The sequence below is a fragment of the Hydrogenophaga sp. GW101-3F08 genome (assembly GCF_059424585.1).
Genome location: NZ_JBWKZP010000001.1, coordinates 883916 through 900569, shown reverse-complemented (window position 1 = coordinate 900569; position 16654 = coordinate 883916). Strand labels below are relative to the sequence as shown.

Below are 16654 nucleotides of genomic sequence, written 5' to 3'. Positions count from 1 at the left end.
ATGGAGGGTGCCGTGCTGATCATCGTCTGCTACGACGTGAATACTGAAACCACAGCGGGCAGACGCAGGCTGAGGCGGGTTGCAAAGGTCTGCGAGAGCACCGGCCAGCGGGTGCAGAAGTCTGTGTTCGAATGCCGCGTGGATCTTGCCGGTTTTGAGGAGCTTGAGCGGCGGCTGTTGTCTGAAATCAATCCCGAGCAGGACTGCCTTCGTCTGTATCGGTTGCCAGAGACGCGCGGCGCCGAGGTGCGAGAGCATGGCCAGTTCAAGGCCGTGGACTTTGATGGTCCGTTGGTCTTGTGAGGTGCTTCCGGCGCCGACCGGGGCTTAAGATTGCAACGCGAACCCAGAGTGCCGGAAACGGCCCTCTGAAGGTTCGCGCCCTTCGCAATCCATTGACTTGCATGGAAATTCATCCGTTGCACGCAGCAGGGAACACATCCAACCGTTCGTTCTTTTCCAGGTTCGCGCAACTTGGGGGAATGGTGGTGAGAAAACAAGTCGTTGGGAACGAAGGGGCTCGCCCGTCAGTGATGACGGGCGCGGATTGAAACCGGCGTGACGGCGCAGGCACCAAAGCCGCACGCCGGCTCGCCCGTCAGTGATGACGGGCGCGGATTGAAACTGGCTCACCGACGAAGCCGAGCCCACTCGCCAACGGCTCGCCCGTCAGTGATGACGGGCGCGGATTGAAACTTCGATCGACAGCGTCAGCTCTTCGATGCCGCCGACGGCTCGCCCGTCAGTGATGACGGGCGCGGATTGAAACCGGGACATGCTTGACCGCATGCAGCCCAGCCCGGCGGCTCGCCCGTCAGTGATGACGGGCGCGGATTGAAACGCTCAGCGCGGCCTCGAACTCCGCAGCGCCCTGCGGCTCGCCCGTCAGTGATGACGGGCGCGGATTGAAACTTGCTGAGGTCAAGCGCAACGTGCAGTGGCTCTATGGCTCGCCCGTCAGTGATGACGGGCGCGGATTGAAACCTGGCCACAGTCGACTTCACCCAGCTCGCCGCCGGGCTCGCCCGTCAGTGATGACGGGCGCGGATTGAAACCTGTTCAAGCAGTGGGGGGAGTGGCATCTCGCGATGGGCTCGCCCGTCAGTGATGACGGGCGCGGATTGAAACAGCCCGCAGAACGCCGCCCTCTGGCTCTCCGGCACGGCTCGCCCGTCAGTGATGACGGGCGCGGATTGAAACCGCGGTGAAACCGGCCGCCGCCACCTGCTGCACCAGGCTCGCCCGTCAGTGATGACGGGCGCGGATTGAAACCAGGGCACCAAGGCTGCAAGGGTTGGCGTTACGGTGGGCTCGCCCGTCAGTGATGACGGGCGCGGATTGAAACGACACCCTGCGCGGCACACAGCAAGACGGTTACGGGGCTCGCCCGTCAGTGATGACGGGCGCGGATTGAAACTGCCAGTAAGCCCCGCCAGAGATCTGCGCCGCGCTGGCTCGCCCGTCAGTGATGACGGGCGCGGATTGAAACATGCCGGCAAAGACGAAGTGCAGCAGGGGCGCGGCGGCTCGCCCGTCAGTGATGACGGGCGCGGATTGAAACGAGCACCGGCGTGGGCGGCTTGCGGGCGGGGGCCGCTCGCCCGTCAGTGATGACGGGCGCGGATTGAAACAGCACGCGGATGAACTCGCCCGCGGCGCTGGCCGCGGCTCGCCCGTCAGTGATGACGGGCGCGGATTGAAACCCCGACCTGAGCATGTGCTTCTGGCCCACCACCGCTCGCCCGTCAGTGATGACGGGCGCGGATTGAAACGAGCTGTACGAGGAAGAGCAGGTCAGTGAGGTGCAGGGCTCGCCCGTCAGTGATGACGGGCGCGGATTGAAACTTGGAGCCAGTTCCCATGAAGCCGCTGAACTCGCCGCTCGCCCGTCAGTGATGACGGGCGCGGATTGAAACCGCGAAGCGCAGGACGGCTCCATTGACGTGACGCGCTCGCCCGTCAGTGATGACGGGCGCGGATTGAAACCGCACCCAGGAACGCGTTCGTATCGGCGGCTACGGCGCTCGCCCGTCAGTGATGACGGGCGCGGATTGAAACACTGCACAGCCAATCGCCCAGGCGCAGGTCGTCGCGCTCGCCCGTCAGTGATGACGGGCGCGGATTGAAACAGGTCGGACAACGGGGAGCCGTTATCGGCCAGGATTGCTCGCCCGTCAGTGATGACGGGCGCGGATTGAAACCCGGGGATGTGTTGTCAGGCTTTGCCCTGCTTGGGCTCGCCCGTCAGTGATGACGGGCGCGGATTGAAACACCTGGGTGATGTTGGTCTGCATGATCGCGTACGCTCGCCCGTCAGTGATGACGGGCGCGGATTGAAACGCCGACGGCGCGTTCAAGCTGGTGGCATTCGACCGCTCGCCCGTCAGTGATGACGGGCGCGGATTGAAACCTGGATGAGGACGGCAGCAAGCGAACCTTTGCCGAGCTCGCCCGTCAGTGATGACGGGCGCGGATTGAAACGTCCTTATCGATCACCTTTGCGTCGAGCTGATCGAGCTCGCCCGTCAGTGATGACGGGCGCGGATTGAAACATCAAGGTAAAACCATGCGAATCGACACCATCACGCTCGCCCGTCAGTGATGACGGGCGCGGATTGAAACAGCCAACCATCGCCATCACCCTCGTCGTCAAGCGCGCTCGCCCGTCAGTGATGACGGGCGCGGATTGAAACATCGTCGATTGCGGCGACGGCTGGTGGGGCGACGAAGCTCGCCCGTCAGTGATGACGGGCGCGGATTGAAACAAGGACTACAAGTCCGCCTCCATCCACGTTAAGCCAGCTCGCCCGTCAGTGATGACGGGCGCGGATTGAAACCGTCCCAGCGGCGTGGGCACCACGGGCGCGGGCTGCTCGCCCGTCAGTGATGACGGGCGCGGATTGAAACCTGGATCAAGGCCCTGCAAGATGAGCCGCTGGAGGCTCGCCCGTCAGTGATGACGGGCGCGGATTGAAACATCGCGCAGCCTGCGTAGCTTCTCGCGCTCTGCAGGCTCGCCCGTCAGTGATGACGGGCGCGGATTGAAACCGTGCGGTCTACGCCTTTGAGCAACAGGATCGCGGCTCGCCCGTCAGTGATGACGGGCGCGGATTGAAACCATCCCGTGACCTCACCCGATGCCAAGAAACCCGGCTCGCCCGTCAGTGATGACGGGCGCGGATTGAAACCTCACGAATGCGATGACACCGAGCATGGCCGACAGCTCGCCCGTCAGTGATGACGGGCGCGGATTGAAACGAAGGTGATCTGCAGGGGCAGGTGCTTGAGCCACGCTCGCCCGTCAGTGATGACGGGCGCGGATTGAAACCGCGACGTGGGCGAGCAGGAACAGATCGTCAAGCGCGCTCGCCCGTCAGTGATGACGGGCGCGGATTGAAACGACAGCAGCTCCGAAGGCGACCGCCGGGCCGACGGCTCGCCCGTCAGTGATGACGGGCGCGGATTGAAACAGGTGACACGATGTGTAGGGTTGTTGCCCGGCTTGCTCGCCCGTCAGTGATGACGGGCGCGGATTGAAACCCTGCGGGTCGTCGAACACCGCCGCTGAGACGCGCGCTCGCCCGTCAGTGATGACGGGCGCGGATTGAAACCTGGATCTGTCCTGGCCACAGATCGACGAAGCGGCGCTCGCCCGTCAGTGATGACGGGCGCGGATTGAAACGAGACAAACACCCCAGAGGCCGCATGAATACCGACGCTCGCCCGTCAGTGATGACGGGCGCGGATTGAAACGGACGCGGTGCGGTACGCCAGTGGCACGCCGTCGTGCTCGCCCGTCAGTGATGACGGGCGCGGATTGAAACATCCGCGTGCTGAAGTAAGCGCAGCAGCCGCAGCGCTCGCCCGTCAGTGATGACGGGCGCGGATTGAAACGACCCACCAGAGGACGACACCAATGAAAAAAGCCCGCTCGCCCGTCAGTGATGACGGGCGCGGATTGAAACCTCGCGTGCGCCATGACCGTGGGCGCCGGTGCCGAGCTCGCCCGTCAGTGATGACGGGCGCGGATTGAAACGCCCTGTTCCTGGACACCGCTGAATTCGCGGTGGGCTCGCCCGTCAGTGATGACGGGCGCGGATTGAAACATCGGCCAGCAATCCCTTGACGCTGGCCTCGCCGGCTCGCCCGTCAGTGATGACGGGCGCGGATTGAAACCAAGCTCTCATAGGTGACCTCGCCCGCGACCAGGGGCTCGCCCGTCAGTGATGACGGGCGCGGATTGAAACCCAAGGTCGCGGCCGACACCAAGAAGGTGGGCGGCTCGCCCGTCAGTGATGACGGGCGCGGATTGAAACTTCGTAGACCATCACCGCATCTCCCAGCGCGATCGCTCGCCCGTCAGTGATGACGGGCGCGGATTGAAACTTGTGCTCGGTCAGCGGGATGTGTTGCGCGGGGTGCTCGCCCGTCAGTGATGACGGGCGCGGATTGAAACGATGTCCGCTTTGTCGGCAGCAGTGAGCAGACCCGGCTCGCCCGTCAGTGATGACGGGCGCGGATTGAAACGCGCGCGTATTGCTTGTAGTGCCAGGCGAACCCTGCTCGCCCGTCAGCGATGGCGGGTGCGGATTGAAACCCGGTGCCGCCGTGGCGGTGGACAACTTGCTGCTGGCTCGCCCGTCAGTGATGACGGGTGCGGATTGAAACATGGGCGGAGATCGTGAACTTGTGAGGTTTTCCGGGCTCATCCGTCATCAATGACAGGCGCGGATTGAAACGGAACTGTCAAGGATCACGCCAGTTGTTGGCTCGCCGGACCCGGCATTCCTGCCGCAGGCAATGGTTCCGCGCGGGTATTGGGATTTGTGCTTGGGCGGAGCAAGAACTTCGTCCCAATGTCAGACTCCGACCCATTCCCCAACAACCCAAGGAGATGCGCGATGCTCAACGACAACCAGACCCAGGACCTCCAGGCCTTGCTGCCGGGCCAGTCCACCGAACTTGGCGCCACGCGGCGCACGGCCCTCAAGGCCGCCCTGGGCGTGGGCTACGCCGCTGCGGCCCTGCCCATCATGGCGCAGACGGCGGTGAAAACGCCCGCCGACGGCCTGACGGCGGGTGAGGTGACGATCGATGTGAACGGCTTCAAGATGCCGGCCTACCGGGCGGCGCCCGCGGGCAAGACGGGCTTGCCGGTGGTGCTGGTGCTGTCCGAGATTTTTGGTGTGCACGAATACATTGCCGACACGGCGCGGCGCTTTGCCCAGGCGGGGTATCTGGCGATCGCGCCCGAGCTGTTCGTGCGCCAGGGTGACGCGCAGAGCTACGGCGAGATCAACAAGCTGATCGCCGAGGTGGTGTCCAAGGTGCCCGACGCACAGGTGATGGGCGATCTGGACGCGGCGGTGAAATGGGCGGCGGCCAACGGCGGCGACACCCGCAAACTGGGTGTCACCGGCTTCTGCTGGGGCGGGCGCCATGTCTGGCTCTATGCGGCGCACAACCCGGAGGTCAAGGCCGGTGTGGCCTGGTACGGCCGGCTGGTGGGGCAGGCCAGCGAGCTGAGCCCGAAACACCCGGTGGACGTGGCCGCTGGGCTGCACGGCCCGGTGCTGGGGCTGTACGGCGGGGCCGACACGGGCATTCCCCTTGACACGATTGATAAGATGAAGGCCGCACTGGCAGCGGGGAACGCGGCGGCCAAGGCCTCGACTTTTGTGGTGTACCCGGACGCGCCCCACGCGTTCCACGCCGACTACCGGCCGAGTTTCCGCAAGGAGCCGGCCGAAGACGGCTGGAAGCGCGCCACGGCCTGGTTCAAGCAGCACGGCGTGGCCTGAAACCCGGCGTGAGAAGATGACGAGGGCCGCTGACCAGCGGCCCTTTTTCTATGGGTGCGCCCCGCAGGCTCGCGCGGCGCACCGTTTTTGTGAGCTGAGCAGAACAAGATGATCCTGATAGCGATCCTGATCGGAACCGTGGCCGCGGGTGTGGGCAGTGTCTGGCTGGCGGCCTTTCTGGGCTTTTCCATGCTGGCGCGCTACACCCAGCACATGCTCAGTCTGGCCGCGGGCGCGCTCATGGCCACCGCTTTCATGCACCTGCTGCCCGAGGCGTTCGAGAGCCAGGCCAGCGCCCAGGAGCTGTTTGCCACGCTGCTGGCGGGCCTGGTGTTCTTTTTCCTGCTCGACAAGGCCGAACTCTGGCACCACGGCCACGAGCACCACCATGAGCACCACCACGACCTCGGTGAGGGTTCCGGGCACGGCGCCGCGCCGGGCCATGCGCAGCACGACCACGACCACGACCACGACCACTCTCCTGCCGGTGCGGCGGCGCACGCCGGCCGCCAGCATCACCACCACGAGCCGCGCGCGGGTGGCTGGGCGGTGCTCGCGGGCGACAGCGTGCACGCGCTGGGCGACGGCATCCTGATCGCGTCGGCCTTCATGGCCGACATGCGGCTGGGCGTGGTCACGGCGCTGGCGGTGCTGGCCCACGAGGTGCCGCACCACATTGGCGATCTGGTGGTGCTGCGGCTGACGTCGGGCACGCAGCGCGCGGCGCTGGTGAAGGTGTCGCTGGCGGGCACGGTCACGGCGCTGGGTGGGCTGGTGGGGTATTTCCTGCTGTCGCGGCTGGAAGACTTCCTGCCGTATTTCCTGGTGGTGGCGTCCAGCAGCTTCATCTACGTGGCGCTGGCCGACCTGATCCCGCAGCTGCAGAAGCGCCTGGGCCTGCGGGAAACGGCGGCTCAGGTGGCCTGGCTGCTCGCAGGCATCGGGCTGGTGATGCTGGTCAGCGGGCTGGCGCACGGCCACTAGAAACACCTGCCGTTCAGTCCACCGCCTGGCGCCCAAAGGAAAACCAGAAGCACGCGCCCCGGCCCACCGTGCCTTCGCCGCGGATGTGGCCGCCGTGGCGCTCGATGATGCGGCGCACGGTGGCCAGACCGATGCCGCTGCCTTCGAACTCGCGGGGCGAGTGCAGCCGGGTGAAGGGCTGGAACAGGCGCTCGGAGCGTGACATCTCGAACCCGGCGCCGTTGTCGCGCACGCAAAACACGGGGGCTTCGCCGGGTGGGGTGTCGAGCTGTTGTGACAGCTCGATGCGCGGCCGGGGCTGCTGGCGGGTGTATTTCCAGGCGTTGCCGAGCAGGTTTTCCAGCACGATCTGCGCCATGCGGGGGTCGCAGTCGGCCACCATGCCCGGGGCGATCACCACTTCCACTTCGCGCCCCGGGTCGCGGTGGCACTCCTGGCGCAGCACGTCCTGCGCCAATGCGCTCAGGTTGACGGCGGTGCGTTGCAGGGTGCCCTGGCTGACCCGGGCCAGCGCCAGCAGATCGGTGATCAGACGGTTCATGCGCGCCACCGAGCCCGCCACGTGTTGCAGCAGGTCTTCGTCTTCGGGGGTCAGTCGGCCGGCCATCCGCTCCTGCAGGATGTGCATGAAGCCGTCGATGGCGCGCAGCGGGGACTTCAGGTCGTGCGAGACGGTGTAGGCGAAGGCGTCGAGCTCGCGGTTGAGGTACTGCAGCTGTTCGGTGCGGGCCGCCACGCGCTGCTCCAGCGTGTCCTGCAGTTTGCGGATTTCGCGGTCGCGCCGCAGCCGCACCAGCTCGGCGTTGCAGCGGCTGGCGAAGATGGTGAGCATGGCCCGCGTGTCGGCGCCCGGCTCCTGCGGGTGGCTCCAGGTGGCTACCAGCAGGCCGATGGCGGTGCCGTCCGGGTCGCGCAGGACCATGCCGGCCAGCGTCTGCACCCGGTCCGGGTCGAAGGGCGGTGTGTGCTGGCACAGGGGGCTGGCGCTGATGTCTTCCACCAGAAGGTCCTGGTGCGGCAGGATGCGCGCGTAGCTGGTCTGCTCCAGGCTCAGCGTCTGGTGGGGCAGCAGCTCGCTGTCGTTCAGCAGGGCGAGGGTATCGAGCCGCTTGTGGTCGGCGCTGAGTTCGCCGATCACCACCCCATGGGCCCCGACGGCCTGGGCCAGGCGCTCGGCCAGCGAGAGGAAGAAGGCTTCGCCGGTGGCCGAGGAGACGCCCTGGGCCACGTTCATGAGCAGGGCCCGCTGGCGCTTTTCTTCGGCCACGTTGATCGTGAAGGTCAGCGCGCAGGGTTCGCCTTCGAGTTCGATGGACTCGGCCCACATCCGCACCTCCACCACCTCGCCCTGCTTGTTGCGCATGCGGGTTTCGTAGCCCAGCAGATGGCCGTCCTGGCGCAGCCGCCGGGTGTAGTCGTCGCGGTCGGCCGGGCAGAGCCAGATGCCGACTTCCAGCGCGGTCTTGCCTGCGCAATCGGCCTGGCTGTAGCCCAGCACACGTTCGCTGGCGGGGTTGACCTCGATGTAGCGGCCGTCGGACAGCCGCGTGATGGTCATGCCCAGCGGGCTGAAGTTGAACGCCTTGGAGAAACGCTCTTCCGATTTTTTCAGGGCCTGGCGCGCCCGCTCTTCCATGCTCACGTCGATCACCATCACGATGAGCAGGCGCTCGGAGCCGTTGTGCAGCACCTCGGCGTACAGCAGGGCTTCGAACAGGCTGGCGTCGCGCCGCCGCCCGAGGGCCCGCATGCCGCGCACACGGCCATGGGCCTTGAGCTGCGCGCGGAAGACCTCGCTCTCGGCGGGGTCGGCCCAGAGCAGAGGGGGGTGCTGTCCGATCATTTCCTGCCGGCTGAAGCCGCTCATGTCGGCATAGGCATCGTTGACGTCGACCACCAGGCGGTCGCTGAGGGACTGCACCAGGCAGGCGGCGGGGTTGCCCCGGAACAGGGCCCTGAAACGCTCTTCGCTGGCGCGCAGATCGGCTTCGGCCTCCAGGGTCTGGTTCAGGCTGTGTGCCAGGCGGCGGTAGGCTTTCATCAGGCGGTGGCGCCCGAAGAACACGCTCACCAGAATGGTGGCGATCACGGACGTTTGCACCAGCCAGACCGCCCAGCCCATCCGCATGGCGCTGGGCACGAACACGCCGCGCTGCTCCAGCCAGTTGAACAGGCCCAGCACAATGGTGCAGTAGAGGCCCACGGCGATCATGCCGCGGCGCGGCAGGAAGCTGCCGGCCAGCACCACGGTCGCCACCATGGCGGTCACGGCGCTGCTGCGAACGCTGCCATCGAGCGCCGTGGCCAGCGTGGTGCCCAGCAGCATGAAACCGATCAGCGCATGGGCCACCAGCCGTATCCGGCCTTGGCGAAACGGCAGCCACAGCGTCCAGAGAACGACGGACAGCAGCGCGATCACCACGACCACGCGGGAGGCACCGTCGCGCAGGAACACGGCGGCCGCGATCGCCGGCGCGGCCAGACACAGGGTCAGCAGCAGCGCGCGCACCGCCTGCTCCTGGTGGCGTTCGATCACGCCCGTCTGTCCCGGGGCCAGCGGATCGTCGGTCAAGGTGGAGTCTTCCATGAGGGGGCAGTGGTTACGCGGTGGGGGAGGGGACTGGCGGTGGGGGCGCGCCCACCGGCCCGGTGCCGGCCGCCAGCGTGAAGTGGAACACCGCGCCCTGGCCCGGCGCGGCCGAGCCGCTGATGTTGCCGCCGTGGCGTTCCACGATGCGGCGCACCGTGGCCAGGCCGATGCCGGCGCCCTCGAACTCGCTGGGCATGTGCAGGCGCTGGAAGGGTTTGAACAGCTTGTCCGCGTAGGCCATGTTGAAGCCCGTGCCGTTGTCGCTCACGAAGAAGGCTGGCGCCGACGGCCCGTAGCCGGGCAGGCGGCCGAAGGTGATCCGGGCGTCGGCCTGGTCGCGCGAATATTTGACGGCGTTGCCCAGCAGGTTCTCCAGCGCGATGCGCACCAGCCGGGCGTCGCACTGGCAGTGGAGCTCGGGTTCGATGTGCCAGTGGATGCTGCGTTGGGGCTGCCGGCTGCGCTCGAACTCCAGGATGCAGTGCGCCATGTCGCTCAGGTCCACCAGCTCGCGTTTGAGCGTGCTCTGGCTGATGCGCGCCAGGGCCAGCAGGTCGGCGATCAACTGACCCATGCGCCGGGTGGAGGCGAGCACGCGCTGGAGCAGCTGTTGTTCGTCGGGTTTCAGGCGGTCGTGCAGCTGCTCCGTGAGCAACTGCGTGAAGCCGTCGATGGCCCGCAGGGGGGACTTCAGGTCGTGCGACACGGAGTAGGCGAACGAGTCGAGCTCGGCGTTGAGCTTTTTCAGCTCGGCGGTGCGTTCGCTCACCCGCTGCTCCAGCGTTTCGTTCAGGCGCTGGATCTCGCGCTCGCGGCGCAGGCGCACCAGTTCGGCCCCGGCGCGGCTGGCAAAGATGGAAAACAGCGCTTCGATCTCGGGTTTCATCTCGATGGGGCGGGTCCACAGCGCGTTGATGACGCCGATGGGCGTGTCGTCGGCGTCGCGCAGCGACTGGCCCACATAGGCCTGAAAGCCGGCCCGCACCAGCGGGACGTAGTGGGGGAAATGCCGGGCGAGGTCGCTGGGGTAGACCACCAGGCCGGGCTGGTCGATCGCCTGGCCGCAGGGCACGTGGTCAATGTCGAAGCTGAAACCGGCGCCTTCGATGCCATCGCGCGAGACCGCGAGCGTGCGCACCCGCCGCTGCGGGGCCAGTTCGCCCACGATGACCATGTCGGCCCCCAGCGCCTGGGCCATGTAGCGGGTGAGCTCGCTGAAGAAGGCTTCTCCGGTGTGGCCCGACACGCCCCGCGCGATGTAGAGCAACTGCGCCTCGCGCTGTTTTTCCGCGCTGGTGTCCACCGTGCAAGACAGCATGCATTCCTCGCCGTCGATCTCGATGAGCTCGGCCCAGAGCCGGGCATCGGCCATGCTGCCGTCCTTGCGCCGCACGCGGATATCGTGCCCATGCACGTGCTCTTCGCGGCGCAGCCGCTCCACGAACGCGGCGCGCTCTGCGGCGCTGGACCAGGCGCCGGTTTCCAGCGATGTCCGGCCCTTGAGTTCGTCGCCGCGGTAGCCCTGCAGGCTTTCGCGGGACACGTTGACTTCCAGGTAGGTGCCGTCCGAGAGGCGGGTGATGGCCATGTTCAGGGGGCTGAAGTTGAAGGCCTTGGCGAAGCGCTCCTCGGAGCGGCGCAGGCGCTCGGTCGCCTGGGCCTGCCGGCTGATGTCGGCCACCGTGGTGATGATCAGCCGGTCCTCGGCATCGTTGCCCAGCTCCGAGGAAATCAGTGCATCGAAGGTGCTGCCGTCGGCCCGCAACCCGGTGACGGGCTGTTCCGTCACGCGGCGCAGCGCGAACAGGCGCTGCGCATGGACTTCACGCTCGGCCGGGGCGCCCCAGAGGAAGTGATCGGTGCGACCCAGGACCTGTTCGCGGGTGTAGCCGTAGCAGCGCTCGAACGCGGGGTTCACGTCCAGAATCATGCCGGTGCGGGCTGACTGGGCGATCATGGGGCTGGGGTTGGTGCTGAAGATGAGGGCGAAGCGCTCCAGGCTGCGGTCGCGTTCCTGCTCGGTGCGCCTGCGCAGTTCCAGCTCCTGCATCTGCCGGTCGAAGGCCTGGCGCGCGCGCATGCGGCTGTAGAACACCATGATGCCCACCAGCACCAGCGTGGCCGAGTGGGTGAGCCAGACGCTGATGCCCACGTCGAAGCCGGCCGGGTGCAGCCAGCCCTGCGTTTCCGCGTAGCTCAGCAGCCCGAGCGCCGCCACGCTGAAGGCCACCGAACCCACCAGGGCGGCGCGCCCGAGGAAGATGCCCGCGCCCGCCACCGCGGCCACGAACAACACCACCCCGGCCGTGCGCACGGAGCCGTAGGCCAACACCGCGAAGACCGCCGCGAAAAGCACCGAGAACACCAGCACGTGCGCGACGTAGCGCGTGTAGCCGCGGCGCAGCATGAGCAGGGCGCCCCACCCGGTGAGGGCGATCAGGGCCGGTGCGATGACTTGCTGCGGATAGGACGTGTTCAGGTAGACCAGCGGCGTGACCAGGGTGGCGACCGCGCCGATCAGCAGCGAGATTCTCTGCAGGGTGACCGGTCGGGACGCGCTGTCGGCGTCGGTGGGGTGCGATGGGCTGGGGTGGGGCACGGGTCGGCTCGGGTGGGGGCGCCGCAGTGGGGCCTGGGTTCAGGTTCCAAGCGGGCGCCGTCGGACCCCTGTTGTATCGGCCGATCAGGCCGGGACTTGACTGCGGGCGCAGGGCACGCCGGGCGTGTTGCACCACTCGCTCCAGCTGCCCGGGTAGAGCCGGGCCGTGCCCAGGCCCGCCACCTCCATGGCCAGCAGGTTGGGAATGGCGCTGACGCCGCTGCCGCAGTGGTGCACCACCGTGGCGGGGTCGCGCTGGCCGAGCAGTGCGCGGAACTCGGCGCGCAGTTGCTCCGCGGGTTTGAACCGGCCATCGGGCCCCAGGTTTTCGCTGAACGGCCGGTTCAGGGCGCCCGGGATGTGGCCGGCGACGGGGTCGAGGGGTTCGACCTCGCCCCGGAAACGGGCGCTGGCCCGCGCGTCGATCAGGGTCAGGTCGGCGTCGCCGATGCGCGCGGCGATCTCGCCGGTGGTGGCGGTGCCCACCCGGGCCGGGCCCAGCGGGTAGGGCGTGGCCTCGTCGAGCAGCGCCGGGCCGGGGCCGCTGTCTGTGGCGCCGCCGGCTTCCAGCCAGGCCTGCAGGCCGCCGTCGAGCACGGCCACCGCCTCGTGGCCGCACCACTTGAGCATCCACCACAGGCGGCCACAGTAGTTGGCGCCCTGGCGGTCGTAGACCACCACCTGCGCGCCAGGCGCGAGGCCGGTGCGGCCCAGCCAGCCGGCCAGGCGCTCGCGCGAGGGCAGGGGGTGGCGCCCGCCGCTGGCGCGGTCGGGACTGGCCTTGTCGCTCAGGTGGATGTCCAGGTCGGCGTGGATGGCGCCCGCGATGTGGCGGGTTTCGTATTGCGCGCGGCCGGCCTGCGGGTCCATCAGGTCGAAGCTGCAGTCGTAGATGCGCAGCGGCGCGCCGCTGTCCATCAGGTGTTGAAGTTCGGGGGCGGAGATCAGGGTGGAATGCATCGGGCCATTGTGCGGCAGCCGCACGGTCTTGACGATGCCACCAGGGCGCTGCATCCCTGCCGCGGCGTGCAGGGTTTCACGGCCTCAGTGTTCTTCTGCGGGGGCGTTGGGCACCGCGCGCGTACGCAGCACGGTGGCGGTGATGCCGCTGACGATGATCAGCCCCATGCCCAGCCAGCCGATCAGCGGCAGCCGGTCGCCGAACACGGTCAGGCTGTACAGGCCCGCGAAGACGATGCCCGAGTACTGCAGGTTGGCCACCACCAGGGTGGCGCCGCTGGCGTAGGCGCGCGTCATGCACAGCTGCCCGAGCACCGCGAGCAGGCCAATCGGCAGCAGCCACAGCGCGCTGGGCCAGTGCCAGGCGCTCACCCCGGTGAACACCATGCCCAGCGCGCCCGCGAGCACCGCGCCGATGGAGAAATAGAACACCGTGCGGCTCTCGGGCTCGCCCAGGCGCGAGAGCGCCGTCACCTGCAGGTAGGCGAAGGCCGCGAAGAGACCCGAGAGCAGCCCGACCAGGGCGCCGAGCACCTGGTCCGGGGCCAGCGTGGGGCGCAGCATCATGGCCACTCCGCCGAAGCCGGCGAGCACCGCCAGGAACAGCGGACCCTGTTGTTTGATGGGTGCGTTGCGGCCCTGCGTCAGCAGCGCGCCGCCGAGCAGGAAGGTGGCGATCCAGACGCTGCTCATGTAGTTCAGCGTCATGGCCGTGGCCAGGGGCAGCGCGGCGATGGCGTAGAACCAGGCGGTGAGCGAGATCACCCCCACCACGCTGCGCCAGACGTGCATCATGGGCACCTGGGTGCGCAGCGAGACGCCGCGCAGGCGGGTCAGGCCGATCAGGAAGACCACCCCCACCATGCCCCGGTAGCAGACGATCTCGAAGCTGTTGAAGTGCACCGACGCGAATTTGATGCAGACCCCCATGGAGGCGAACAGCAGCGAGGCCAGCAGCATCCACAGGGCTTGCATCAGGAGGCTCCCCCCTGCGCCGCCTGCGGCGTCACCCCCCCAGGGGGGCGCCACTGGCGGCCGGGCAAAGCCCGCTCCGCGGTGGCCTGGGACGAACGCGCGCGGATGCTCACTCCGTTCGCATCCGCGACCTGTACCACTCGTGGAAATGCTGCATGCCGTCTTCCATCGGGCTTTGGTAGGGGCCGACCTCGTTGTCGCCGCGCAGCAGCAGCGCCTTGCGGCCTGCGTCCATGCGCTCGCCGATCTCGTCGTCCTCGATGCAGGTTTCCATGTAGGCCGCCTGCTGGGCCTCGACGAATTCGCGCTCGAAGGCGGCGATTTCCTCGGGGTAATAGAACTCCACCATGTTGAGCGTCTTGTCCACGCTGACCGGGTGCAGGGTGGAGACGGTCAGCACATGCGGGTACCACTCCACCATGATGTGGGGGTAGTAGGTCAGCCAGATCGCGCCGTGTTCGGGCGCCGCGCCGTTGCGGTACCGCATGAGCTGTTGCTGCCAGCGCTGGTACACCGGGCTGCCGGCCTTGCCCAGCAGGTTGGCCGCGCCCACGGTCTGCACCGAGTACTCGGGCTTGAATTCCCAGCGCAGGTCGTCACAGGTGACGAAGCCGCCCAGGCCGGGGTGGAACGGGACGACGTGGTAGTCCTCCAGATAGACCTCGATGAAGGTCTTCCAGTTGTAGTTGCATTCGTGCAGCTCGACGTGGTCCAGCACCATGCCCTCGAAATTGAGCGCCGCGCGCGGGCCCATGTTCGCCAGGTCGGCCTCGATGTCGCGCCCGTTGTCCTCGAACAGCAGGCCGTTCCAGGAGCGCAGCGGGTAGTTGTTCAGGTCCAGGCAGGGGTCGTGCTCGAAATGCGGCGCCCCCAGCAGGCCGCCGGCCTTGCCGCCCTGGCCGCCGCTGTAGGTCCAGCGGTGCAGCGGGCAGACGATGTTGCCCCCGGCGCTGCCGCTGCGGTTGTCACCCAGATTGCCGCGGCCCTTGAGCATGATGGCCTGGCGGTGGCGGCAGATGTTGGACACCAGTTCCACGCCGGCGTCGGTGCGCACCAGTGCCCGGCCACCCGCTTCCTGGGGCAGGGCGTGGTAGTCGCCTCGGTTGGGAACCGCGAGTTCGTGTCCCACATAGCGGGGACCTCGCTGGAAGAGGGTTTCCAGTTCGCGCTGGTACAGCGCCTGGTCGAAATAGCTGGAAACCGGGAGTTGGCTTCTGGCCTGCTGGAGTTGAAGACTTAAATCAGACATGGAGGTCTTGACCTAGAGACTCCCCCTATGAAGGGGCAGGGTAAGCGCTGGTCGAAAATCGAATTCGCGCGGGATGGGTGGAGTGGTGCGTCCCTCCGGACAGGGGCTGTCCGTCAGTGATGAAAAAGGAGGCGGATTGTACCCCGGGGGTGTCGGCGAGGCCCCCGCTGGCGCCGGGTGGTCGGGCGCGGCACGCGGTTTCTTGGGCCACAGGGCTAAAATCCGCGATTCGGTGGGCTGGCCGGCCAGATGCGCGGCGCGCACCCCGTTGGGGCCGGCCGTGGCCCGCCCCCGCGGGCTCTCCGATTGCTTTGCAACTGCTCCATGACCTCACCCTCCACTCCCAAGAAAACCCCATCATCGGCCCGCGCCGGTGCGGCCAGTGACGTGGCCACCAGCTACGAAGCCGCTCTGGAAGAGCTGGAGCAACTGGTGGCCCAGCTCGACGCCGGCCAACTGCCCCTGGACCAACTGCTCACGCGCTACCAGCGCGGGGCCGAACTGCTCGCTTTCTGCCGCGGCCGGCTCGAAGCGGTGGAAAACCAGATCAAGGTTCTGGAAGGCGGCGAACTCAAACCCTGGGACGCCGCGTGAACACATTGCTTTCAGACACCCGCGCCTTCGTTGCCTGGCGCGAAGCGCAGCAGGCGGCGGTGGAACACGCTTTGTCCGGGTGGGTGCCGCTGGACGCGCCCGCCGGCCTGGGCGAGGCCATGCGCTACGCCGTGCTTGACGGGGGCAAACGCCTGCGCCCCTTGCTGGTGCTGGCCACCAGCGGTGCCGTGAACGGCGCGCCGGGTGCCGCGATGCGCGCGGCCTGCTCGGTGGAGCTGATCCACGCCTACTCGCTGGTGCACGACGACATGCCCTGCATGGACAACGATGTGCTGCGCCGGGGCAAGCCCACGGTGCATGTGCGGTTTGGCGAGGCCCAGGCCCTGCTCGCGGGCGACGCCCTGCAGGCCCTGGCTTTTGAGCTGCTGGTGCCGGGCGACGGCAGCCTGGAGGCGGGCATGTCCGCCACCCTGTGCCGGCTGCTGGCGCTCTCGGCCGGTGCCGAGGGCATGGCCGGCGGGCAGGCCGTGGACTTGGCCAGCGTCGGCTTGGCGCTGGACCAGGCCGCGCTGGAAGCCATGCACCGCCAGAAGACCGGTGCCCTGCTGCAGGCCAGCGTCATGATGGGCGCGGCCACGGGGCAGGCCTCCGAAACCACCCGCACGCAGCTGGCGCGTTACGGCGCCAGCCTGGGCCTGGCGTTCCAGGTGGTGGACGACATCCTCGACGTCACCGCCGATTCGGCCACCCTGGGCAAGACCGCGGGCAAGGACGCCGCCTGCGACAAACCCACCTTTGTTTCCCTGATGGGGCTGGACCAGGCGCAGGCCTACGCGGACCGCGTGCTGGACCAGGCGCACGATGCGCTGCGCCACAGCGGCCTGACCCACGCCGACACCCTGCACGCCCTGGCCGACTGGGTGGGCCGCCGTGCCCACTGA

Annotated in this window: 10 protein-coding genes and 1 CRISPR repeat array; of the genes, 5 read left to right on the top strand and 5 right to left on the bottom strand. The window is 67.7% G+C overall.

The features are described from left to right. Positions 1 to 12: 12 nt before the first annotated feature. The 3 genes from cas2 (at position 13) to AC07YZ_RS04515 (ending at position 6785) form a co-directional block, all read left to right on the top strand. On the top strand, positions 13 to 303 hold the full coding sequence (gene cas2 / locus AC07YZ_RS04525) for a CRISPR-associated endonuclease Cas2 (protein ID WP_494793865.1): 291 nt from the start codon (positions 13 to 15) through the stop codon (positions 301 to 303). A 215-nt stretch (positions 304 to 518) separates the two neighbouring features. Further along, a CRISPR array of direct repeats spans positions 519 to 4739; the repeat unit is 36 nt; unit sequence GCTCGCCCGTCAGTGATGACGGGCGCGGATTGAAAC. 162 nt (positions 4740 to 4901) lie between these two features. Further along, entirely contained in the window at positions 4902 to 5801 is a 900-nt protein-coding gene (locus tag AC07YZ_RS04520) for a dienelactone hydrolase family protein (RefSeq protein WP_494793864.1), read from the top strand. 108 nt (positions 5802 to 5909) lie between these two features. After that, a complete protein-coding gene (locus AC07YZ_RS04515) occupies positions 5910 to 6785 on the top strand; it encodes a ZIP family metal transporter (RefSeq protein WP_226492589.1) in 876 nt (291 codons plus the stop codon). A 13-nt stretch (positions 6786 to 6798) separates the two neighbouring features. Here the strand turns inward: AC07YZ_RS04515 and AC07YZ_RS04510 are convergent, their stop codons facing one another. The 5 genes from AC07YZ_RS04510 to AC07YZ_RS04490 all read right to left on the bottom strand — a co-directional run bounded on the left by AC07YZ_RS04510 (position 6799) and on the right by AC07YZ_RS04490 (position 15158). Next, on the bottom strand, positions 6799 to 9372 hold the full coding sequence (locus AC07YZ_RS04510; RefSeq protein WP_494793863.1) for a PAS domain-containing sensor histidine kinase: 2574 nt from the start codon (positions 9370 to 9372) through the stop codon (positions 6799 to 6801). A 13-nt stretch (positions 9373 to 9385) separates the two neighbouring features. Next, the gene (locus tag AC07YZ_RS04505) at positions 9386 to 11974 is read right to left on the bottom strand and encodes a PAS domain S-box protein (RefSeq protein ID WP_494793862.1); all 2589 of its coding nucleotides are present in this window, start codon (positions 11972 to 11974) and stop codon (positions 9386 to 9388) included. A gap of 84 nt (positions 11975 to 12058) precedes the next feature. Continuing rightward, entirely contained in the window at positions 12059 to 12934 is an 876-nt protein-coding gene (locus AC07YZ_RS04500) for a sulfurtransferase (RefSeq protein ID WP_494794033.1), read from the bottom strand. 84 nt (positions 12935 to 13018) lie between these two features. Continuing rightward, a complete protein-coding gene (locus AC07YZ_RS04495) occupies positions 13019 to 13909 on the bottom strand; it encodes a DMT family transporter (protein WP_494793861.1) in 891 nt (296 codons plus the stop codon). A gap of 109 nt (positions 13910 to 14018) precedes the next feature. Further along, a complete protein-coding gene (locus AC07YZ_RS04490; protein WP_494793860.1) occupies positions 14019 to 15158 on the bottom strand; it encodes an aromatic ring-hydroxylating oxygenase subunit alpha in 1140 nt (379 codons plus the stop codon). Positions 15159 to 15482: 324 nt separating this feature from the next. Here AC07YZ_RS04490 and xseB point away from each other — a divergent pair, with 324 nt between their 5' ends. Continuing rightward, positions 15483 to 15752 (top strand): exodeoxyribonuclease VII small subunit, encoded by a 270-nt coding sequence (gene xseB, locus AC07YZ_RS04485; RefSeq protein ID WP_494793859.1) that lies wholly within the window; start codon positions 15483 to 15485, stop codon positions 15750 to 15752. Between the two features lie 5 nt (positions 15753 to 15757). After that, complete coding sequence (locus AC07YZ_RS04480; protein ID WP_494794032.1) at positions 15758 to 16654, top strand: polyprenyl synthetase family protein; 897 nt, start codon at positions 15758 to 15760, stop codon at positions 16652 to 16654.